Below are 21,254 nucleotides of genomic sequence, written 5' to 3' on the forward strand. Positions count from 1 at the left end.
GCGTGTCTGGTTCGCGTGTGACCTCGCAAACCGTGCGGTACCGCGAGCGGCTCTGGGTGCCGTGGTGGTGGTGGCCGCTCGGCCTGGGGCTGGCGGCGCTCATCGCCAAGGAAGTCACCATGGGTGTGCGCACCCTGCCCATCTGGCTGCCCTACAGCCTGCTCGGCGCCGTCGCGGTGGGCGTGTTGCTGTGGCTGAGCCGCACCGAGGTGCGGGTCGTGACCGACGGCGCCGAGGTCGAGCTGTGGGCCGGTCAGGCACATCTGCCGACGTCGGTGGTGTCACGGTCGGCAGAGATCCCCCGCACCGCGAAATCGGCGGCACTGGGCCGCCAGCTCGATCCGGCCGCCTACGTCCTGCACCGGGGCTGGGTGGGCCCGCTGGTCCTGATCGTCCTCGACGATCCCGACGACCCGACGCCGTACTGGCTGGTCAGCGCGCGCCACCCCGATCGGGTGCTGTCCGCGCTGAGGAGCTGACCGCTACGCGGCGCAGTCCGTGCAGATCATCACGCCGTTCTTGTCGCTGGCCAGCCGGCTGCGGTGGTGTACCAGGAAGCAACTCGAGCAGGTGAACTCGTCGGCCTGTTTCGGGACCACCCGCACCGAGAGCTCCTCGCCGGACAAATCGGCGCCGGGCAGCTCGAAATTCTCTGCGGAATCAGTTTCGTCGACATCGACCACCGCGGACTGCGCCTCATTGCGCCGTGCCTTCAGTTCCTCGAGCGAGTCCTCGGACACCTCATCGGTCTCAGTGCGCCGTGGGGCGTCGTAATCGGTAGCCATTCTTGTCCCCTCCAAACCTCAGCATGGCTTTGTATCAGCGTCGAACGGATCCGCCAAACGATTCGTGCCCAGATCACCCAGATCCACGTGTGATTTACGTCACACAGATTGATCTGGTTCAACGGGCGTGTTCCACAGACACCCAGCGGGTGGCTCTAGAGTGCATCCGTGGTCGCTCAAATCACGGAGGGCACGGCCTTCGACAAGCACGGTCGTCCGTTCCGTCGGCGCAACTACCTGCCCGGACTCATCGCCCTCGGCGTGATGTTCGCGATCACCGCCGTGGTCTGGGGATTCGTGCTCACCCGCCCGGTCGACGTGCGGGAAGCCGCGGCCTGCAACCCACCGCCGCCGGCCGCCGATCCGGGCGCTCCCACGCTCGGCGAGCAGGTGTCGCACGCCTCGATGCTCGATGTGGCGCCGGCCAAGCTCGTCGACACCAAGATCCGGGTGCTCAACGCCAGCGGCCAGGGCGGGCAGGCCGGTGAGGTCGCAGGCGCACTGCGGGATCTCGGCTTCGCCCAGCCCACCGCTGCCAACGATCCGATCTACGCAGCCACCCGGCTGACCTGTCAGGGCCAGATCCGGTTCGGCTCGAGCGGGAAGGCAGGCGCCGCGGCCGTCTGGCTGGTGGCGCCGTGCGTGGAGCTGTTCCAGGACGATCGCAAGGACGATTCGGTGGACCTGTCGATCGGCACCGACTTCACCACGCTGGCCCACAGCGACGACATCGACGCCGTCCTGGCCGGCCTGCGCCCGGACGCCACCGAGCCCGCCGACTCGGCGCTGGTGACCAAGATCCACAACGGCACCTGCTAGAGCGACCGCAATCCCCCGGCCCGATCCAGCGCGTCGGTGAGCGCGGCCGCGACGCCCGGCGCGGCGGCCACCAGCAGTGCCCCCTCCTCGTCGGCCGAGGGCAGCACCACGCGCGCGCCCGCCTCGGTCGCGATCAGCGCCCCGGCCGCCCAGTCCCAGATGTGCAGACCGTGCTCGTAATGCGCGTCGAGGCGCCCCGCGGCCACCAGGCACAGATCCAGCGAGGCCGAGCCGATCCGCCGGATGTCCCGGATCTGCGGCAGCAGCCGGGCCAGGATCTGCGACTGTTCGGCGCGCCGCTGCGGCGCGTAGCCGAATCCGGTGCCCACCAACGCCATCGACAGCTCGGTCACCGCGCTGCAACGCAGCGGCCGGCGCTGCCCGTCGCTGTGCACCTGCGCGCCCTGACCCGTCGCGGCCGAGTACACGTCGCCGCTGACCACATCGACCACCGCACCGGCCACCGACTCACCGCCGATCTGCGCGCCGATCGAAATCCCGTATGCCGGAATGCCGTAGACGAAGTTGACCGTGCCGTCGATCGGGTCGATCACCCAGCAGACACCCGCGTCGTTCCCGCCCGCCGGACCGCCACCCTCCTCGCCGAGGATCACGTCGTCGGGCCGCAGTACGGCCAGCCGATCCCGCAGCAGCAGTTCGGTTTCGGTGTCCACGATGGTCACCGGATCGGTCGGCGTGCTCTTGGATTGAACAGAATCCTTGCCGACGGCGTCGCGCCCGTCGGTAAGGATCTCCGCCCGCCGGCGGCGGACGAATGCGGCGGCTTCGGCGGCCAACTGCTCGGCCACCGTCCGTAATTGCTCAGGCCGGTTGTCGGTCACCGGCCTATCGCAGCACAGAGGGGCGCGCAGCCACTAGTGTGGGCAATCGCGCAGAACGCCCGCCTCGCCGAGGAGCAGCCCATGCCAGAGACCGAGTCCCCCAGCCCTGGACAGAATCGCGGCTTCGGGGTCGACGTGGGCGGCAGCGGGGTCAAGGGCGGCATCGTCGACCTGGACACCGGGCAGCTCATCGGGGATCGCTTCAAATTGCTCACACCCCAGCCGTCGACGCCCGACGCCGTCGCCAAGACCGTCGCCGAGGTGGTGCGGCACTTCGACTGGACCGGCCCCCTGGGCGTCACGTATCCGGGCGTGGTGGTCAACGGCGTCGTGCAGACCGCTGCCAACGTCGACAAGGGCTGGATCGGCACCAACGCCGCCGAGATCATCAGCGGCGCGCTCGGCGGCCAGCATGTCACCGTCCTCAACGACGCCGACGCCGCCGGCCTGGCCGAGCAGCGTCACGGCGCCGGACGCAACAAGAGCGGCGTTGTCGTGCTGCTGACGTTCGGCACCGGAATCGGCTCGGCCGTGATTCACAACGGCCAATTGCTGCCCAACACCGAGTTCGGCCACCTCGAGGTGGGCGGCAAAGAGGCCGAGCACCGCGCCGCCTCCTCGGTGAAGGAGCGCAAGGACTGGAGCTACGAGCGGTGGAGCGAGGAAGTCACGAAAGTGCTGGTCAGCATCGAGAATGCGATCTGGCCGGACCTGTTCATCGCCGGCGGCGGCATCAGCCGCAAGGCCGACAAGTGGATTCCGCTACTGAAAAACCGCACTCCGGTGGTCGCCGCGGAATTGCTGAACGAGGCGGGCATCGTCGGCGCGGCGATGGCGGCTCAAGCCGACGTCACACGCTGATTTTTCGCCGCTCGCGCGGTAGATGCTCGCACTGTCGTTACAATGGTCGACGGCGGCCGCCTACCGGATAGCGGCGAGTATCCGCAAACGAGATCCACGCCAACAGTCCTCATAGCCGACGCATTCGGTGGAGCCCCCGCGCCCACCGAAAGCCAGCACGACCGAAAGGGTGTACGTGGCAGCGACCAAAGCAAGCCCGGCAACCGAAGAGCCGGTGAAGCGCACCGCCACCAAGACTCCCGCGAAGAAGCCTGCGGCCAAGGCCGCCAACGGTTCCGCGCCTGCCAAGCGTGCCGCCAAGGCCGCGCCGCGCGCCGCCGAGGCCGGCGAGTCCGATGTCATCGATGAGACGGCCGCCCCGGCCAAGGCCCGCGCCGCCAAGGCCCCCGCGAAGAAGGCGCCCGCCGCTCGCGGCCGCAAGAAGGACAGCGCCGAGGACGGTGCCGCCGAGGGCGATGCCGAGCTCGGTGGCGATGACGAACTCGACGGCGATCTCGACGACGCCGACATCGACGTAGCCGACGACGACCTGGAACTCGACGATCTCGAGGACGTCGCCGACGAATCCGACGACGACACCGAAGACGACACCGAGGACGCCGAGGCCGAGGGCGGCGAGCAAGCCGCCGCCCCGAAGAAGGCTCCCGCGGCCGAGGGCGAGGCCGCCGACGACGAGGAGATCTCCGAGCCGTCGGAGAAGGACAAGGCCTCCGGTGACTTCGTCTGGGACGAAGAAGAGTCCGAGGCATTGCGGCAGGCCCGCAAGGACGCCGAGCTGACGGCATCGGCCGACTCGGTTCGCGCCTACCTCAAGCAGATCGGCAAGGTCGCGCTGCTCAACGCCGAGGAGGAGGTCGAGCTCGCCAAGCGGATCGAGGCCGGCCTCTACGCCACGCAGCTGATGGCGGAGAAGACCGACAAGGGCGAGAAGCTGCCGGTGCAGCAGCGCCGCGACATGCAGTGGATCTGCCGCGACGGCGACCGCGCGAAAAACCATCTGCTGGAAGCCAACCTGCGTCTGGTGGTGTCGCTGGCCAAGCGCTACACCGGCCGCGGCATGGCCTTCCTGGACCTCATCCAGGAAGGCAACCTGGGTCTGATCCGCGCGGTGGAGAAGTTCGACTACACCAAGGGCTACAAGTTCTCCACGTACGCCACCTGGTGGATCCGCCAGGCGATCACCCGCGCGATGGCCGACCAGGCCCGCACCATCCGTATTCCGGTGCACATGGTCGAGGTCATCAACAAGCTCGGCCGCATCCAGCGCGAGCTTCTTCAGGACCTGGGCCGCGAGCCCACTCCCGAAGAGCTGGCCAAGGAGATGGACATCACGCCGGAGAAGGTGCTGGAGATCCAGCAGTACGCGCGTGAGCCGATCTCGCTGGACCAGACCATCGGCGACGAGGGCGACAGCCAGCTCGGCGACTTCATCGAGGACTCCGAGGCCGTCGTGGCCGTCGACGCCGTCTCGTTCACCCTGCTGCAGGATCAGCTGCAGTCCGTACTCGAGACGCTCTCCGAGCGCGAGGCCGGCGTCGTGCGGTTGCGGTTCGGCCTGACCGACGGCCAGCCCCGCACCCTCGACGAGATCGGACAGGTCTACGGGGTCACCCGCGAGCGCATCCGCCAGATCGAGTCGAAGACCATGAGCAAGCTGCGTCACCCCAGCCGCTCGCAGGTGCTGCGCGACTACCTGGACTGAGCCGAACCAATTCAGGCGCGCCCCCGCCGCTTTCAGTCGGCAGCACGAGCTGCCGGTTGCGTGGTGCTGACTCTGGTCGCAGCGTGCTCCCACGACGCCGGGCCGAACGCCTCGGTTGGTGAGCAGGTCCGCGTGGTGCCGGTACCGACTGCACCGGTCCGGCCGGTCGGCCCGCCGACACCGGACATCGCCGCGGTGTCGAAGATCATGACCGACGCCATCGCCGCGAACCGTCTCCCCGGCGCGGTGGTGGTCGTCGGTCACAGCGGCACGGTCGTCTTCCGCAGGGCCTTCGGGGTTCGCAAGCTCGCCGGCGAGCGGGGCCTCGACGGATTGCCCGCGCCGGCCGAACCGATGACCGAGGACACGATCTTCGACCTGGCATCGCTGACGAAACCGATGGCCACCGCGACCGTGGTGATGCAGCTCTTCGAACAAGGCCGCGTGCGTCTCGACGACCCCGTGCAGGACTATCTGCCGGGTTTCAACACCGCGAACGATCCCAGGCGCGCCGAGGTGACCGTGCGGATGTTGCTCACCCACACCTCGGGCGAAACGGGCGACGTCGAACTCAAAGATCCGTGGGGATTGGCCGCCCCGGACCGCACCGAGGGCTTCCGCCGGGCGCTCACCACGCCGCTGGAATCTGCTCCTGGAGAGCAGTTCCGCTACTCCGACATCAACTTCATCCTGCTCGGCGCGCTGATCGAACAGGTCACCGGCGAGCGGGAAGACGTCTACGTCGAACGAGAAGTGTTCGCGCCGCTGGGCATGACCGAAACCCGCTACCTGCCGGTGGCCAAAGCGTGCGGTGCGCACGCGGTCACGGGCGCGGCGGTCCACTGGTCACCTACCGAATCAACCGAATGCACTGCTGGGCAATGGGATACGAGCCTGCTACCCCGCATCGCACCCACCGCATGGGATGAGGAGAACCCCGGCGAGCAGAGCCGCAACCCCGATTTCGGCCACCTGCTGCGCGGCACGGTGCACGACACGACGGCACGCCGGATGGGCGGGGTCGCCGGGCATGCCGGGCTGTTCTCGACCGCCTCGGATGTCAGCATCTTCGCCCAGGCCCTGCTCGACAGGCTCGCGGGCCGGCCCAGTGCCTTTCCACTTCAGCAGTCCACCCTTGCCCTGATGACTTCTCCGCAACAGCCCGGGCACGGCGCGGGCCAGCTCGACGCAGCCAACGCTGCCGCCGCGCAGGGCCGCGATCCCGCCAACCCCCTGCTGGCCGAGCGTTATCCCGCGATCCGTGGACAGAACCTCCGCGGCTTCGGCTGGGACATCGACACCGGCCAGTCCACCACCCGTGGTGCGCTGTTCCCCATCGGAAGCTTCGGCCACACCGGGTTCACCGGCACCTCACTGTGGCTGGACCCACCCTCGGATACCTACGTGGTTCTGCTGTCCAACGCCGTCCACACCCGCGGCAGCGCGCCGATCTCGGCCCTGCGCGGTGAGGTGGCCACCGCCGTCGCGCAATCGCTGCGGCTCTACGGCTGAGCACGCGTCGCGCGTAGCGACTCTGACCCGGCGCCATCCGATCTTCTGCCGATCGCAAATATGGGCCTGTCGTCGTTGCTGCCGTGCCATGATCGGGCTGATCAGCTCACCCGGAGCTCCCCGGCCGAAGGGTTGCCATGTCTATACCCAGTGCTTGCCGACTCGGCTCCCCAACTCTGATGGCGACCGTATCGCTCGCCGCCGGAACAGCATTCGCGAGTGCGGGTCTGCTCTTGGCCACCGCAGGCACCGCTTCGGCGGCACCCGCCGAGGCATCCTCGCCCAGCGGTCTGCAGTGCTTGATGACCAGCACGGGATGTAGCGCGAGCGGCCCGGTGCGGGCCAGTTCATCGGCCGCCTCCCCTACCGCGCTGGTCGCTGCCGTCAGCGATGTCTCCGTGCGCGACGTTCCGATCATCGGCATCTTCATCGGCAATGGCGCCGACGCCCAGCCCGGTTGTGTCGGCAGCGCCTGCAACGGCGGCAACGCCGGACTGCTGTTCGGCAACGGCGGTAACGGCCTGGACGGCGGCAACGGCGGCGCGGGCGGCCTGTTCTTCGGCCGCGGCGGGAACGGCGGAGCCGGTGTCACCGGCACCTCAGCCACACTTCCCGGGGACGACGGCGGGCACGGCGGCAACGGCGGCAGCGGCGGCGCGGGCGGCTTCTTCTTCGGCCGCGGCGGCGACGGCGGCGCCGGCGGCGTAGGTGGAGGCGGCGGAAACGGAGCTTCCGACTCCCCGACATTCGGCGGCAGCGGCGGCCAGGGTGGCAATGGCGGAGACGGCGGAGCAGGCGGACGAGGAGGATTCTTCGGCCTGTTCGGCCTTGACGGCTCCACCGGCAGCGGCGGCGACGGCGGGACCGGCGGCGCCGGTGGCGGCACCTTCACGACGCAATTCGCCGGTGCCGGCGGAAACGGCGGCAACGGCGGCAACGGCGGCCAACTCGGCGGCACGGGCGGCACCGGCGGGGCCGGTGGCGTCGGCGAAACCGGCGGCGACGGCGGCAATGGCGGTCAGGGCGGCAGCGGCGGCACGGGCGGCGCAGGTGGCACCGGTGGCGCGGGCGGCCTGGCCTCCGAGGGCAACGGCGGACCTGCGGGCAATGGCGGTCAGGGCGGCACCGGCACCCAGACCGGTGGCGCCGGCGGAAACGGCGGTTACGGCGGCACGGGCGGTCCCGGCGGCAACGGCTTCGACGGCGGCGCGGGCGGAGCCGGCGGCACCGGCGGCCAGGGTGGCACCGGCGCCACCGGTGGCGCCGGAGGGACGGGCGGCACCGGCGGCTTCGGCGGCGTGAACTTCGACTTCGGACAGACCAACACCGCCGGTGCCGGCGGCACCGGGGGCGGGGGCGGCGCCGGCGGTCTGGGAACCGTGAAGTCCGGCGGGCGCGGCGGTGCCGGCGGCACGGGCGGCTTCGGCGGTAACGCCGAAAACGGCCAGACGAACACCGGCGGTGCCGGTGGGTCTGGTGGCGCAGGCGGCCAAGGCGGTTCCGGCGCCAACGGGGCCAACCCGGGCGGCACCGGGGGTACCGGTGGCACGGGCCAATCCCAATCCGGCGGCGTCGGCGGGAAGGGCGGCTCGGGCGGCGGGGGTGGCACGGGCGGCGCCGGCTGAACAGCAGTCACCATGCGCGAAACTCAGGTGCGCGGGCAGGCCGCACCGCCTTACGCTGACCGGCGTGGCCGATCGGGTGAAGCTGTCCTCTGACTCCGTCTACGAGCCCGAGGTCGGGTACTCACGAGCGGTGCGCACCGGGCCGTTCATCGCCGTCTCCGGCACTACGGCGGAGGGCGCGGACATCGCCGAGCAGACCCGAAATGCGTTGCAGCGCATCGAGAAAGCGCTGTCCGAGCTGGGGGCGGGACTATCCGATGTGATCCGCACCCGGATCTTCGTCACCGACATCTCCCGCTGGCGGGAGGTGGGCGCCGTCCACGCGGAGTTCTTCGGCGCGATCCGCCCGGCCGCCACCATGGTCGCGGTCGCCGCCCTCATCGAGCCGGGTCTGCTGGTCGAGATCGAGGCTGACGCTTACGTCGAGGCCTCGAACGGCTGAAACCGGCCGTCCGGTCCTGGCTCGTACGGGGTGACGTTCGTCACGGCGTCCGTGGGCAGCCGGCCGTAGAGGTGCGGGAACCTCATCGACGTGGGATCCGTTGGCACTCCGGGTTCCCATCGCACGGGCGCGTCGAGTCCATGCGGGTCGATGTGCAGGAGTACCAGGTCGGTGCGGCCGGCGTAGAGCCGGTTGGCGGGCAGGTGCACCTGCTCACGCGTCGACAGGTGGATGAACCCGACTTCGCTCAGCGACGCGGGGCAAAGTTCGCCGACGGCCTTGGCGGCGAGCCAGTCCCGCTGTCCGCACAGGTGGAGTAAGAATTCCGGAATCGGGTACATACGACCACACTGCACCACCCGCAACACGACAGGGCGTGAGACACGACACAGCGTTAAACCCCCGGGGAACAAGGCCGAAACACAGAACGTCTGAGACAGTGGAGATACGTGACGGTGGCACCGAATCACCGAAGCGCTGAGCACCTTACGGAGGAGCCCAAATGAACGCGACCCTGACCAGTCCGGAATTGACCAAGGCTGATCGCTGCGACCGCTGTGGTGCGGCTGCCCGGGTCCGCGCGAAGCTCCCCTCTGGCGCCGAACTCCTGTTCTGCCAGCACCACGCGAACGAGCACCAGGCCAAGCTCATCGAGCTGGCCGCGGTGATCCAAGTCTCCGCGTCGGAGGCCTAGCCGCAACTCACGGCCGCGTCGCTGGGCAGGACCGCTGTCGTCAGGAATGCTGGACTGGTCATGACTGACCAAGCCGCCAAGCCGTCTCGCCATCACATATGGCGGATCTCCAAACGGACATTGTCCAAGAGTTGGGACGACTCGATTTTCTCCGAGTCGGCCCAGGCGGGTTTCTGGTCGGTGCTGTCGCTTCCCCCGTTGCTGCTGGGGATGCTGGGCAGCCTCGCCTACATCGCTCCGCTGTTCGGCCCGGACACGCTGCCCACCATCGAGAACCAGCTGATCAACTTCGCCAACAGCTTCTTCTCGAAGAACGTCGTCAACGAGATCATCGAGCCGACCGTCCACGACATCGTGCAGGGCGCGCGCGGCGAGGTGGTCTCGCTGGGCTTCGTGATCAGCCTGTGGGCCGGCTCGTCGGCCATTTCGGCGTTCGTCGACTCGGTGGTCGAGGCCCACGACCAGACACCGCTGCGCCATCCGGTGCGGCAGCGATTCTTCGCGCTGGGGCTCTACGTGGTGATGCTGGTGTTCGTGATCGCCGCGGCGCCGTTCGTGGCGCTGGGTCCCCGCAAGATCTCGTCGTACCTGCCGGACAGCTGGGACAACGTCCTGCAGTACGGCTACTACCCCACCCTGGCGCTGGCCCTGGTGCTGGCGGTGACGATCCTCTACCGGGTGTCGCTGCCCAAGCCGCTGCCCACGCATCGCCTGGTGTGGGGCGCGCTCCTCGCGACGACGGTGTTCGCGGTCGCCACGTCCGGCCTGCGGTTCTACCTGACCTGGATCACCAGCACCGGTTACACGTACGGCGCGCTGGCGACGCCGATCGCGTTCCTGCTGTTCGCGTTCTTCCTCGGCTTCGCGATCATGATCGGCGCCGAGCTCAATGCCGCGATCGAAGAGGAGTGGCCGGCCCCGACTCCGCACGCCGAGCACGTGCGACGGTGGTTGCGGCACAAGGCGAAGTCCTTGGGCGACAAGGACGTCGAGGACGAAACGGTGCCCCAGCCCGACGAGCAGGCGCCGGTCAGCCCTTCTTGAGGCCCTCGTAGACGCGCTTGCAGTCCGGGCAGACCGGAGAGCCCGGCTTGGCCGCGCGGGTCACCGGAAACACCTCGCCGCACAGCGCGACGACGTGGGTGCCCATGACCGCACTCTCGGCGATCTTGTCCTTCTTGACGTAGTGGAAGACCTTCGGCGCATCGTCATCGGTGCCGTCGTCGGCGCGTTCGTCGGTGTCGGTGCGCTCGATCGTCTGGGTCTGCATAGAAGACATTGTGCCCGGTCGGGCAGCCGGGCGAAACCGGCCTGCATATCGAGCGCCGAATGTGGAACAGTAGATGTATGAAGCGCGAGCTGGGTTTCGACGACGAAGGTCGCCCCGTGCTCATCACCGCCGCGTCGACCCCCTATGAGGAGCAGCACCGCCAGCGCGTGCGGAAGTACTTGACCATCATGTCCTTTCGCATCCCCGCGCTGATCCTGGCGGCCGTGGCCTACGGGTTGTGGCACAACGGACTGATCTCACTGGCGATCATCGCCGTGTCACTGCCGCTGCCCTGGATCGCGGTCCTGATCGCCAACGATCGCCCGCCGCGCAAAGCCGAGGAACCGCGTCGCTTCAATGACACCCCTCGGCGCAATCAGCTGTTCCCGCGCGCCGAACATCGCGCGCTGGAAACCGGGATCCCCGCGGCGCAACCGCATCCGGCCGGTGGCGCCGACCGCGGTTCCCACTGACCGCCTGCGCGGTCGTTTCTCAGGACATTCTCAGGGCTCCGTCGCATTCCTGCACTTCAGAGGGTGTGAGAAGGCGACCCCGCGGGAACTCTTTGCTCTGATCGAACGTTGGACCGTTTGACAGTTGCAGCCGATCAGGAGGCCACCATGGCAAATGCCACCACCAGCCGGTTTGATAGCGACCTGGACGCCCAGAGTCCAGCCGCGGACCTGGTGCGCGTGTATCTGAACGGCATCGGCAAGACCGCTCTGCTCACCGCAGAGGACGAGGTAGAGCTGGCCAAGCGCATCGAGGCCGGCTTGTTCGCCGCACATCTGCTGGAGACCCGCAAGCGCCTGTCCGACAACCGCAAGCGCGACCTCGCGATCGTGGTCCGCGACGGCCAGGCCGCCCGCAGCCACCTGCTCGAGGCGAACCTGCGCCTGGTGGTCTCGCTGGCCAAGCGCTACACCGGGCGCGGTATGCCGCTGCTCGATCTCATCCAGGAGGGCAACCTGGGCCTGATCCGGGCGATGGAGAAGTTCGACTACACCAAGGGTTTCAAGTTCTCGACCTACGCCACGTGGTGGATCCGTCAGGCCATCACCCGCGGCATGGCCGACCAGAGCCGCACCATCCGGCTGCCTGTCCACCTGGTGGAGCAGGTAAACAAGCTGGCGCGGATCAAGCGTGAGATGCACCAGAGCCTGGGCCGCGAAGCCACTGACGACGAACTGGCCGAAGAGTCGGGCATCCCGGTCGAGAAGATCAACGACCTGCTCGAGCACAGCCGCGACCCGGTGAGCCTGGACATGCCGGTCGGCAGTGACGAGGAAGCCCCCCTGGGCGACTTCATCGAGGATTCCGAGGCCATGTCTGCGGAGAACGCCGTCATCGCCGAGCTGCTGCACACCGACATCCGACACGTGCTGGCCACGCTCGATGAGCGTGAGCAGCAAGTGATCCGGCTGCGGTTCGGCCTCGACGACGGCCAGCCCCGCACCCTCGACCAGATCGGCAAGCTGTTCGGCCTGTCCAGGGAACGCGTCCGCCAGATCGAGCGCGAAGTGATGTCCAAGCTGCGCAACGGCGACCGGGCCGACCGGCTGCGGTCCTACGCCAGCTAAATCAAGCAACCCCCTTAGCGTGCCCGTCGGCGATGCCGGCGGGCACGCTGCTGTGGGCGGTGGTGTTGCACAACCATTTCCCCAGCTAGCCAAGTAGACTCGGGACCGACGAAGGGTGCCCCATGAACGACCTGGTCGATACCACCGAAATGTATCTCCGCACGATTTACGACCTCGAAGAAGAGGGCGTGATCCCGCTGCGCGCACGCATTGCGGAACGGCTGGATCAAAGCGGTCCGACGGTCAGCCAGACGGTGGCGCGCATGGAGCGCGACGGCTTGCTGCACGTGGCCGGTGACCGGCACCTCGAACTGACCGATAAGGGTCGTGGGCTGGCGGTTTCGGTGATGCGCAAGCACCGGCTCGCCGAGCGCCTGCTCGTGGACGTCATCGGCCTGCCGTGGGAAGAGGTGCACGCCGAGGCCTGCAAGTGGGAGCACGTGATGAGCGAGGACGTCGAGCGCCGCCTGGTGCAGGTTCTCGACGACCCCACGGTGTCCCCCTTCGGTAACCCGATTCCGGGCCTGTCCCTGCTGGGACTGGACATGGGCCAACACGAGGACGCCCACCTGGTGCGGCTGACCGAGCTGCCCCCGGGCACACCGGTCGCGGTGGTCGTCCGCCAGCTGACCGAACACGTCCAGGGTGACGTCGAACTGATCGGCCAGCTCAAGGACGCCGGCGTGGTGCCCAATGCCCGTGTGCAGGTCGAGAACAGCCCGGCCGGCAGCGTGACGATCGTGATCGGCGGGCACGAGAACGTGCAGCTCCCCCACGAGATGGCCCACGCCGTCAAGGTGGAGAAGGTCTAAACCGCACGGCGGCCGTACGACCGCCGCGGCGGAAGCCGCACCCCGAGCCGCTTCGCCAACTGGTAGCCCGTGCGGGCCAGCTCGCGAATCTGTTCGGGTCGCATACCGGACTGCAGCGCACTGTCGAGCATGCCGGCCATCCGATGCTCGGGATCACAGCGCAGTGCCGCGTCCAGCGACAGACCGGCCAGCGGCCCATCGCCCCGCGCATAGGCCGAAAAGGCCAGCAGCACAAGCGCTTCGGCCCGCCACGGCTCAGGAAGGGTGCGCGCCAGCAGCGCCCACAACGCCTCGGCCCGCGCAGCGTCGGCGCCGACGGCCAGCGCGTACAGCGTGTCGCGGACGGCCACATCGGTCAGCGCGCAGGCCAGCCCCGCCAACTCGTCCTCGTCCAGTTCCCCGCCGTCGCCCACCCGGGCACCGAACGCCATCGCCGCCTCGACATCACGTCGGCCGCACCCGTCGGGATCGGTGCGCCACTGCGCCTCCCGCACCTCACCGCGCTCGGAGATGACTGAAACCAGCGCCTCGCTGCGTGCTTCGTCCGCCACCGCGATCACCGCTTGCAGGTCGGACCGGCGCCGATACAGCCGGCGCCCGTCGAGCACGGCCGCAGCCGCCAGTGGCGAGGCCATCGGATCCTCCACCGCGCCGGTTGCCCCGCACCCGTCGACACAATGCCAGCGCCCGCCGGCCTCGATCCGGTCGACGACATGACCCGCATAGAGCTCCATGTCCTGCGCCACGAGCGCTGCCGTCAGCTCGTCGCACAGCTCCCGGTAGTCCTGGTTGCACATCGGGCATCCGGCGCCTTCGGCGTCCACGATCACCGCCACCACCGTGTCCGCACCCGAGGCGGAGGCGAGCTCGGCCAGATGCGTGAGATCACCGTCCAACGCCTTGGGCAGGTCCAGACGCATCACGGCGCCCATCTCGCCGTGCTCGAGGGACACCAGCACGAGCGAGCGCTCCGGCACGAAGCCGAGAACGGCGGGCAGGGCGGCGATCAGCGCGCCGGGGCGGGTGAAGCGGTGGTCGGGTTCGTGTGTGGTCATGGCGGTGACGCTGTCAATCGGCACCGTCGAGACCGTGCCGCGCGCACGCCGGGGAGCCGGGCCCTGTGGATGAAGTCGGGACTGGGGATCAGCGGCGACGGGCGTCACAGCGAATGTTCATGTCGTATTGACATGGTCGGCATGCGAGATTCGGCAAACCGGCGTACACCTTGTCCTCATGGGTGTGGAATACGACCTCGTCGTCATCGGATCAGGACCCGGCGGCCAGAAGGCCGCCATCGCCGCGGCCAAGCTGGGCAAGTCGGTAGCGGTCGTCGAGCGGGGCCACATGATGGGCGGCGTCTGCGTCCAGACGGGCACCATCCCGTCCAAGACACTGCGCGAGGCCGTCCTCTACCTGACCGGGATGAGCCAGCGCGAACTCTACGGAGCCAGCTACCGGGTCAAGGACAAGATCACCCCCGCCGATCTACTCGCCCGCACCCAGCACGTGATCGGCAAAGAAGTCGACGTCATCCGAAATCAGTTGATGCGCAACGGGATCGAGCTCTACATCGGCCGTGGGCGGTTCGTCGACGAGCACACCGTCGAGATCGAGGACCCGAGCCGAGCCGAGCACTTCACGATCAGCGGCCGCTACGTCATCGTCGCCACCGGCACCAAGCCGGCCCGGCCGGCCGGTGTCGAATTCGACGAGAACCGGGTGCTGGACTCCGACGGCATCCTCGACCTGAAATCCATCCCGGGTTCGATGGTGGTGGTCGGCGCCGGCGTCATCGGTATCGAGTACGCCTCGATGTTCGCCGCCTTGGGCACCAAGGTCACCGTCGTCGAGAAGCGTGACACGATGCTCGACTTCTGCGACCCGGAGATCGTCGAGGCGCTGCGGTTCCACCTGCGCGATCTGGCCGTGACGTTCCGCTTCGGCGAGGAGGTGACCGCCGTCGACGTCGGCGCGGCCGGCACCGTCACCACCCTGGCCAGCGGCAAGCAGATCCCGGCCGAGACCGTCATGTACTCGGCAGGCAGGCAGGGTCAGACCGACCATCTCGATCTGGAGAACGCCGGCCTGGAAGCCGATAACCGCGGCCGAATCTTCGTCGACGAGAAGACATTCCAGACCAAGGTCGACCACATCTACGCGGTGGGCGACGTCATCGGCTTCCCCGCCCTGGCCGCAACGTCGATGGAGCAGGGCCGGCTGGCCGCCTACCACGCGTTCGGCGAGCCGACGGCCGGCATGACCATGCAACAGCCGATCGGGATCTACTCGATCCCCGAGGTGTCCTACGTCGGCGCCACCGAGGTGGAGCTCACCAAGGACTCGATTCCCTATGAGGTCGGGGTGTCGCGCTACCGCGAGCTGGCCCGCGGCCAGATCGCCGGCGACTCGTACGGCATGTTGAAGCTGCTGGTGTCCACCGAGGACCTGAAGTTGTTGGGCGTCCACATCTTCGGCACCGCCGCCACCGAGCTCGTGCATATCGGCCAGGCCGTGATGGGGTGTGGCGGGACCGTCGAATACCTCGTCGACGCCGTCTTCAACTACCCGACGTTCTCCGAGGCCTACAAGGTCGCCGCGCTGGACGTGATGAACAAGCTGCGTGCGCTCAACCAGTTCCGCAGCTGATTCAGCACTCGCTGTCGAATGATGCCGGCGCGGGATCGCCGGGACCGCCCGCCTCGGCGCGCGTCAGCAGTGCGGCCGTCGCCGCATCGAACGGCGACGAGTAGGACACGTCGTCCTGGCAGCCGCCACCGTTGCGCCCGCCGATCACGCCGACGACCGTCGCACCCGTGATCCAGGGCCCGCCGCTGGTGCCGTCGACCAGTCCGCCACAGCGCACCGCGGGGTATCCGTCGGCGTCAGTCGCGGCCGTCGTGTCGCAGCCGAGCGGTGGACCGCCGACGCCCTCGGGGTACCCGACCACCGTCACCGCACCCGGCTGCCCGGGCGCCACCCCGAGCGTCAACGCCCGGCCGGCAACCGATTCGACGGCCCCGCCAGTCGCCCGGCTGACCCGCGCGAACGCGTAGTCCGCCTTGGGGTCCTGGGAGCCGACCCAGCGCGGGTCGAGGTAGACCGCGCCGACGGTCCACACGTCGTCGGGTGCGGCCTTCTCGTTGAACCCCGGCACGAAGGTCGCGGGCATCCCGTCGGCCAGGCAGTGCGCCGCGGTCAGGATCAGATCCCCGGTGCTGGAGTGGACGACGGACGCGGTGCAGGTGTGCGCGTCGGTGCCGCCCAGGAACAAGGCCCCGACCTCCGGTTGGGGCGCGACCGGTTGGGCGCTGGCGGTCCGGGAGTGTCCGCTTGCAGGCTCGGCGGCCTTGGCCGGCGGTTCGGCCGACGAGTGGCAGCCGGCCGCGAGAACCGTGGTCACCGCCAGGTTCAATGCCGCCGCAACCCTCCGCATCTGCTCGATCATGCCTGATGGGGAACGGTGCGCGCCGAGTCTGCGTTGTGCAACACAGGCACTCTTGCCAGCGCAGGCCCGAATCTAAGAGACACTGGGTGTCCCGGTACAAGGGCATGACACCATGCCCGGGCACCGCGAAGGAGGCGGAGACGATGACTGACGAGCAAGGACAGCAGTACCAACCCGAGCAGACCGGAATGTACGAACTGGAGTTTCCGGCGCCCCAATTGTCCGCGCCGGACGGGCGTGGACCGGTGATGATCCATGCTCTCGAAGGGTTCTCCGATGCCGGCCACGCCATCCGCCTGGCCGCCGAACACCTGCGCAGCAAGCTCGACACCGAGCTGGTCGCGTCGTTCGCGATCGACGACCTGCTGGATTACCGGTCCCGACGGCCGCTGATGACGTTCAAGACCGACCACTTCACCGACTACGACGATCCGCAGCTGAACCTGTATGCCCTGCGCGACAGCCTCGGCACGCCTTTTCTGCTGCTCGCCGGCCTGGAGCCCGACCTCAAGTGGGAGCGGTTCGTCACCGCGGTGCGGCTGCTGGCCGAGCGGCTCGGGGTACGCCAGACGATCGGCCTGGGCACCATCCCGATGGCGGTCCCCCACACCCGCCCGGTGACGCTGACCGCGCACTCCAACAATCGCGAGCTGATCACCGATTTCACCCCGTGGGTGGGTGAGGTGCAGGTGCCCGGCAGCGTGTCCAACCTGCTGGAATACCGGATGGCTCAGCATGGCCACGAAGTCGTCGGGTTCACCGTCCATGTGCCGCACTATCTGGCCCAGACCGACTACCCGGCAGCCGCCGAGGCACTGCTGGAGCAGGTGGCCAAGCTGACTTCGCTACAGGTGCCGTTGCGGGCACTGACCGACGCCGGCGCGGGTATCCGCACCAAGATCGACGAGCAGGTAGAGGCGTCGCCGGAGGTCGCTCAAGTGGTGACCGCTCTGGAGCGCCAGTACGATGCTTTCGTTGCCGCTCAAGATAACCGGTCGCTTCTGGCCCGCGACGAGGATCTGCCCAGCGGCGACGAATTGGGTGCGGAATTCGAGCGGTTCCTGGCCCAGCACGCCGAGGACTTCAAGGACGGTTTCACCGACAACGGGGATACCTGAGCAAGTCCACCGCACCGACGACGGGGTTGCCTATGACGCAGCGAAAGCCCAATCTGCAACCCGTACGGGAAGTGACGCCCACACTGCACTTCCGGACCATTCATGGCTACCGGCGAGCGTTCCGGGTGGCGGGATCGGGCCCGACGCTGCTGCTGATCCATGGGATCGGTGACAACTCGACGACGTGGCATTCGGTGCACAGCAAGCTGGCTCAGCGCTTCACCGTCATCGCCCCGGATCTGTTGGGCCACGGCCAGTCCGACAAACCGCGGGCCGACTATTCGGTGGCCGCCTACGCCAACGGCATGCGTGATCTGCTCAGCGTGCTCGAGGTCGACAAGGTCACCGTCGTCGGGCATTCGCTCGGCGGCGGGGTGGCGATGCAATTCGTCTACCAGTACCCGCAATTGGTCGAGCGGCTGATTCTGGTCGGCGCCGGCGGGGTCACCAAGGACGTCAACGTCGCGCTGCGGGCCGCCTCGCTACCGCTGGGCGGCGAAGCCCTGGCGCTGTTACGGCTGCCGCTGGTGCTGCCTGCCCTGCAAGTCGCAGGACGCGCGCTGGGTTCCCTGTTCGGCTCGACGGGGTTGGGCCGCGACCTCCCTGATGCGCTGCGAATCCTGACCGATCTGCCCGAGCCGACCGCGTCGTCGGCGTTCACCCGCACGTTGCGCTCGGTGGTGGATTGGCGTGGGCAGGTGGTGACCATGCTCGACCGATGTTATTTAACGGAATCCGTTCCCGTACAACTTATTTGGGGCGACCAGGACGCGATGATCCCGGTCAGCCACGCTCGGATGGCACATTCGGCAATGCCCGGGTCGCGGTTGGAGATCTTCGGCCGCTCCGGGCATTTCCCGTTCCACGATGATCCCGACCGCTTCGTGGAGGTGGTCGAGCGGTTCATCGATTCCACCGAACCCGCACAGTACGACCAGGACATGCTGCGCGAACTGTTGCGCACCGGGCTCTCCGAGGGTTCGGTCACCGGCACCCTCGACACCCGGGTGGCGGTCCTCGATGCCATGGGCACCGACGAGCGCAGCGCTACCTGACCGCGAGCCCGGCGCGCCGTCGTAGAGTCGGAATATGACCGTCGACGTGACTGTGTTGCGGGTGTTCACCGATTCCGATGGCCAGTTCGGCAACCCGCTCGGCGTGGTCGATGCGGCCACCGTGCCCGCCGCCGAGCGGCAGCGGATCGCTACCGAATTGGGTTACAGCGAAACGATATTCATCGACCTGCCCAACAACGGGTCGACGACCGCGCACGCCCGCATCTTCACCCCGGCCACCGAGCTGCCCTTCGCCGGGCATCCGACGGTGGGCGCGGCGTGGTGGCTGGCCGAACGCGGCACCCCGATCCGCACCCTGCAGGTACCGGCAGGCATCGTCCAGATCACCTATGACGACGCGCTCACCGTGGTGAGGGCGCGCGCGGAGTGGTCACCGGAGTTCGCTCTGCACGAGCTGAATTCAGTGGACGAACTGCTGGCCACCGAGCCCGACGACTACCCCGACGATGCGGAGCATTACCTGTGGACGTGGCTGGATCGCGATAGCGGGCACATCCGCTCGCGCATGTTCGCCACCGACCTGGGCGTCGTCGAGGACGAGGCGACCGGATCCGCCGCGGCGCGGATCACCGACTACCTGAGCCGCGACCTGACGATCACCCAGGGCAAGGGCTCGCAGATCTATACGACGTGGAATTCCGAAGGTTGGGTGCTGGTCGCGGGCCGCGTGGTCAACGACGGCACGCGCCAAGTGGATTGACGATTCAGCCGGAGGTGCCGACGGCGCGGTGGGCGCGCAGCGCCTCGATCTCGCGCTCGAAGTCCTCGGCCGAGCTGAACGAGCGGTACACCGAGGCAAATCGCAGGTACGCGACCTCGTCGAGCTCGCGCAGGGGGCCGAGGATGGCCAAGCCGACCTCGTGGCTGGGGATCTCGGGTGAGCCGGCGGCCCGCACGGTGTCCTCGACCTGCTGGGCGAGCAGATTGAGCGCGTCATCATCGACGTCACGGCCCTGACAGGCCCGTCGTACGCCACGCATGACCTTCTCGCGGCTGAACGGCTCGGTGACGCCGCTGCGCTTGACGACGGCCAGGACTGCGGTCTCCACGGTGGTGAACCGCCGTCCGCATTCCGGGCAGGATCGGCGCCGGCGGATGGCCTGGCCTTCGTCGGCCTCGCGGGAGTCGACGACGCGCGAGTCGGGATGGCGGCAGAACGGACAATGCATGACCGCTCCTTCGACTCCGCCGCAGCTCGATGCTTCGAGCCACCCAGAGCCTACCTGGGCCATCCGTCGAGCGGCCACGTCCTGGAATGCTGGTCAGCCGATGGGTGCGATGAGGGTCTGACCGGCGTCCAGCGCGGCCGAATCGAGCTTGTTGAGGTCGCGAATGCGCTGCATGACCTGACCGGCGGGCGCGTCGGGCGCCACCCGGCCGGCCAGCTGTTGCAGCGTCTCCCCCGCCTGGACCTGTACGACAGCCAGCTGATCGGGCATCTGCTCGGGTGCCGCAGCCGAACTGCCGCTGACATGGCCCACCAGGCCCAGCCAGAGAGTGATGAGTGCGGCCACCCCGGCCAGGGCGATGGTCACGGCGGTGCTGACCGGCCGGCGGGTGTGCGGGGCCCGCGAGAAGGCGACGCCGGTACCGCGGTACTGGATCGGCGCGATGGCCGGGCGGGCCGGATACGGCCGGTGGGCACGGGGCCCCGCCGGGCGGCGCCGAGCGGGCGCGACGGGCTTGACCGCCGCCGGACGGCGGATCGGTCGCACCGGAACCGAGGGGAAAACCTGTCGATCGTCGATGACTGTCACGTCTGTTTCCTTCCTTCAAGACGCCCACTGTTCGCTCTTGTGTTCGAACTGTACTCGATCATCCGTTCGAAAACCGAACATGTGAGCGAGCGTGTCTGAAGAATAAATCCGGCCACCGACAAGTTTTGATTCCGAGTAATTCGCCAGGTCACCCGCTCGACCCCCGCCGGCGCGACACGCCGCCGTCGAACAAGTGTTTGATTATCTGGAGGCCCGCGACTACATTCGGGCCCATGAGCGACCGCAGTGAGACATCAGGTGCCGACTCCGGGCTGACCGAGCGGCAGCGAACCATTCTCGAAGTGATCCGGGCCTCGGTCACCAGCCGCGGCTATCCCCCGAGCATCCGCGAGATCGGCGACGCCGTCGGCCTCACCTCGACATCATCGGTGGCGCATCAGCTGCGCACTCTGGAGCGCAAGGGCTACCTGCGCCGCGACGCCAACCGCCCGCGCGCCGTGGACGTCCGCGGCGCCGACGACAGCGTGACGGCCGTCCGTACCGAGGTCGCCGGTTCCGACGCGCTTCCCGAACCCACGTTCGTGCCGGTGCTGGGGCGCATCGCCGCCGGCGGCCCGATCCTGGCCGAGGAGGCCGTCGAGGACGTGTTCCCGCTGCCGCGCGAACTGGTCGGCGAGGGCTCGCTGTTCCTGCTCAAGGTCGTCGGTGAATCGATGGTCGACGCCGCGATCTGCGACGGCGACTGGGTCGTGGTCCGCCAGCAGAACGTGGCCGACAACGGCGACATCGTCGCGGCGATGATCGACGGCGAGGCCACCGTGAAGACGTTCAAGCGCACCAGTGGTCAGGTCTGGCTGATGCCGCACAACCCGGCATTCGACCCGATTCCCGGTAACGACGCCGCCATCCTCGGCAAGGTCGTCACCGTCATCCGCAAGATCTAGCGGACCAGA

General features: G+C 68.4%; 24 protein-coding genes and 1 pseudogene. 17 read left to right on the forward strand and 8 right to left on the reverse strand.

Translation table 11 applies throughout. The annotated features are described in order from the left end of the window. The first annotated feature begins 2 nt into the window (after positions 1-2). Positions 3-479, forward strand: coding sequence for a DUF3093 domain-containing protein (locus tag EV580_RS02965; protein WP_133689647.1), 477 nt, complete (start codon positions 3-5; stop codon positions 477-479). A gap of 3 nt (positions 480-482) precedes the next feature. On the opposite strand, the gene EV580_RS02970 is transcribed toward EV580_RS02965, so the two are convergent. Then, positions 483-785, reverse strand: coding sequence for a DUF4193 domain-containing protein (locus EV580_RS02970; protein ID WP_005145714.1), 303 nt, complete (start codon positions 783-785; stop codon positions 483-485). Between the two features lie 168 nt (positions 786-953). On the opposite strand from EV580_RS02970, the gene cei reads away from it, so the two are divergent. After that, a complete protein-coding gene (gene cei / locus EV580_RS02975) occupies positions 954-1,604 on the forward strand; it encodes an envelope integrity protein Cei (RefSeq protein WP_133689648.1) in 651 nt (216 codons plus the stop codon). Here the strand turns inward: cei and EV580_RS02980 are convergent. Beyond that, on the reverse strand, positions 1,601-2,446 hold the full coding sequence (locus tag EV580_RS02980) for an inositol monophosphatase family protein (RefSeq protein WP_133689649.1): 846 nt from the start codon (positions 2,444-2,446) through the stop codon (positions 1,601-1,603). The genes cei and EV580_RS02980 overlap by 4 nt on opposite strands. A gap of 81 nt (positions 2,447-2,527) precedes the next feature. On the opposite strand from EV580_RS02980, the gene ppgK reads away from it, so the two are divergent. The 5 genes and pseudogenes from ppgK to EV580_RS03015 all read left to right on the forward strand — a co-directional run bounded on the left by ppgK (position 2,528) and on the right by EV580_RS03015 (position 8,588). Further along, positions 2,528-3,307: a polyphosphate--glucose phosphotransferase gene (gene ppgK, locus EV580_RS02985; RefSeq protein ID WP_133689650.1), complete on the forward strand. Its 780-nt coding sequence runs from the start codon at positions 2,528-2,530 to the stop codon at positions 3,305-3,307. A 175-nt stretch (positions 3,308-3,482) separates the two neighbouring features. Then, positions 3,483-5,009, forward strand: coding sequence for an RNA polymerase sigma factor (locus EV580_RS02990; RefSeq protein WP_133689651.1), 1,527 nt, complete (start codon positions 3,483-3,485; stop codon positions 5,007-5,009). Between the two features lie 63 nt (positions 5,010-5,072). Continuing rightward, entirely contained in the window at positions 5,073-6,521 is a 1,449-nt protein-coding gene (locus EV580_RS02995; RefSeq protein ID WP_502703908.1) for a serine hydrolase domain-containing protein, read from the forward strand. Positions 6,522-6,952: 431 nt separating this feature from the next. After that, a pseudogene (locus tag EV580_RS34040) lies at positions 6,953-8,146 on the forward strand (hypothetical protein); the annotation flags it as partial. A 64-nt stretch (positions 8,147-8,210) separates the two neighbouring features. After that, positions 8,211-8,588, forward strand: coding sequence for a RidA family protein (locus tag EV580_RS03015; RefSeq protein WP_286171427.1), 378 nt, complete (start codon positions 8,211-8,213; stop codon positions 8,586-8,588). Here EV580_RS03015 and EV580_RS03020 read toward each other — a convergent pair. After that, complete coding sequence (locus EV580_RS03020) at positions 8,564-8,929, reverse strand: DUF952 domain-containing protein (RefSeq protein WP_133689652.1); 366 nt, start codon at positions 8,927-8,929, stop codon at positions 8,564-8,566. The genes EV580_RS03015 and EV580_RS03020 overlap by 25 nt on opposite strands. Positions 8,930-9,090: 161 nt before the next feature. On the opposite strand from EV580_RS03020, the gene EV580_RS03025 reads away from it, so the two are divergent. Together EV580_RS03025 and EV580_RS03030 are read left to right on the forward strand one after the other, a co-directional pair. Beyond that, positions 9,091-9,282 carry a DUF7455 domain-containing protein gene (locus tag EV580_RS03025; RefSeq protein WP_133689653.1) on the forward strand — a complete coding sequence of 64 codons (192 nt, stop codon included), beginning with the start codon at positions 9,091-9,093 and terminating at the stop codon, positions 9,280-9,282. A 60-nt stretch (positions 9,283-9,342) separates the two neighbouring features. Continuing rightward, on the forward strand, positions 9,343-10,326 hold the full coding sequence (locus tag EV580_RS03030; RefSeq protein WP_133689654.1) for a YihY/virulence factor BrkB family protein: 984 nt from the start codon (positions 9,343-9,345) through the stop codon (positions 10,324-10,326). Here EV580_RS03030 and EV580_RS03035 read toward each other — a convergent pair. Beyond that, positions 10,313-10,552 carry a DUF3039 domain-containing protein gene (locus tag EV580_RS03035; RefSeq protein ID WP_133689655.1) on the reverse strand — a complete coding sequence of 80 codons (240 nt, stop codon included), beginning with the start codon at positions 10,550-10,552 and terminating at the stop codon, positions 10,313-10,315. The genes EV580_RS03030 and EV580_RS03035 overlap by 14 nt on opposite strands. A 59-nt stretch (positions 10,553-10,611) precedes the next feature. Between EV580_RS03035 and EV580_RS03040 the strand changes: the two genes are divergently transcribed. From EV580_RS03040 to EV580_RS03050, 3 genes are all read left to right on the forward strand, one after another. Next, positions 10,612-11,025 carry a DUF3099 domain-containing protein gene (locus EV580_RS03040; RefSeq protein WP_133689656.1) on the forward strand — a complete coding sequence of 138 codons (414 nt, stop codon included), beginning with the start codon at positions 10,612-10,614 and terminating at the stop codon, positions 11,023-11,025. A 117-nt stretch (positions 11,026-11,142) separates the two neighbouring features. Continuing rightward, the gene (locus EV580_RS03045; protein WP_255497103.1) at positions 11,143-12,132 is read left to right on the forward strand and encodes a sigma-70 family RNA polymerase sigma factor; all 990 of its coding nucleotides are present in this window, start codon (positions 11,143-11,145) and stop codon (positions 12,130-12,132) included. 122 nt (positions 12,133-12,254) lie between these two features. Beyond that, positions 12,255-12,944 (forward strand): iron-dependent transcriptional repressor DtxR, encoded by a 690-nt coding sequence (locus tag EV580_RS03050; protein WP_133689658.1) that lies wholly within the window; start codon positions 12,255-12,257, stop codon positions 12,942-12,944. Here EV580_RS03050 and EV580_RS03055 read toward each other — a convergent pair. Further along, positions 12,941-13,999 (reverse strand): DUF4192 domain-containing protein, encoded by a 1,059-nt coding sequence (locus EV580_RS03055; RefSeq protein ID WP_133689659.1) that lies wholly within the window; start codon positions 13,997-13,999, stop codon positions 12,941-12,943. The genes EV580_RS03050 and EV580_RS03055 overlap by 4 nt on opposite strands. A gap of 178 nt (positions 14,000-14,177) precedes the next feature. On the opposite strand from EV580_RS03055, the gene sthA reads away from it, so the two are divergent. Beyond that, on the forward strand, positions 14,178-15,590 hold the full coding sequence (gene sthA, locus EV580_RS03060) for a Si-specific NAD(P)(+) transhydrogenase (protein ID WP_133689660.1): 1,413 nt from the start codon (positions 14,178-14,180) through the stop codon (positions 15,588-15,590). Position 15,591: 1 nt separating this feature from the next. Here sthA and EV580_RS03065 read toward each other — a convergent pair whose 3' ends face one another. After that, on the reverse strand, positions 15,592-16,377 hold the full coding sequence (locus EV580_RS03065; RefSeq protein WP_133689661.1) for a trypsin-like serine peptidase: 786 nt from the start codon (positions 16,375-16,377) through the stop codon (positions 15,592-15,594). A gap of 155 nt (positions 16,378-16,532) precedes the next feature. Between EV580_RS03065 and EV580_RS03070 the strand changes: the two genes are divergently transcribed. From EV580_RS03070 to EV580_RS03080, 3 genes are read left to right on the forward strand one after another with little or no spacing between them, the layout of a single operon-like run. Continuing rightward, positions 16,533-17,507 carry a proteasome assembly chaperone family protein gene (locus tag EV580_RS03070; protein WP_133689662.1) on the forward strand — a complete coding sequence of 325 codons (975 nt, stop codon included), beginning with the start codon at positions 16,533-16,535 and terminating at the stop codon, positions 17,505-17,507. Between the two features lie 32 nt (positions 17,508-17,539). Then, positions 17,540-18,562 carry an alpha/beta fold hydrolase gene (locus EV580_RS03075; protein ID WP_133689663.1) on the forward strand — a complete coding sequence of 341 codons (1,023 nt, stop codon included), beginning with the start codon at positions 17,540-17,542 and terminating at the stop codon, positions 18,560-18,562. Between the two features lie 34 nt (positions 18,563-18,596). Then, complete coding sequence (locus tag EV580_RS03080; protein WP_133689664.1) at positions 18,597-19,283, forward strand: PhzF family phenazine biosynthesis protein; 687 nt, start codon at positions 18,597-18,599, stop codon at positions 19,281-19,283. A gap of 4 nt (positions 19,284-19,287) precedes the next feature. Here EV580_RS03080 and nrdR read toward each other — a convergent pair whose 3' ends face one another. Together nrdR and EV580_RS03090 are read right to left on the reverse strand one after the other, a co-directional pair. Then, complete coding sequence (nrdR, locus tag EV580_RS03085) at positions 19,288-19,752, reverse strand: transcriptional regulator NrdR (protein ID WP_133689665.1); 465 nt, start codon at positions 19,750-19,752, stop codon at positions 19,288-19,290. Between the two features lie 93 nt (positions 19,753-19,845). Continuing rightward, entirely contained in the window at positions 19,846-20,340 is a 495-nt protein-coding gene (locus EV580_RS03090; RefSeq protein WP_133689666.1) for a LysM peptidoglycan-binding domain-containing protein, read from the reverse strand. Between the two features lie 233 nt (positions 20,341-20,573). On the opposite strand from EV580_RS03090, the gene lexA reads away from it, so the two are divergent. After that, positions 20,574-21,245, forward strand: a complete 672-nt coding sequence (gene lexA, locus EV580_RS03095; protein WP_133689667.1) for a transcriptional repressor LexA — start codon at positions 20,574-20,576, stop codon at positions 21,243-21,245. The last annotated feature ends 9 nt before the right edge of the window (positions 21,246-21,254 follow it).

The organism is Mycobacterium sp. BK086 (genome assembly GCA_004362315.1).
Classification (GTDB): Bacteria; Actinomycetota; Actinomycetes; order Mycobacteriales; family Mycobacteriaceae; genus Mycobacterium.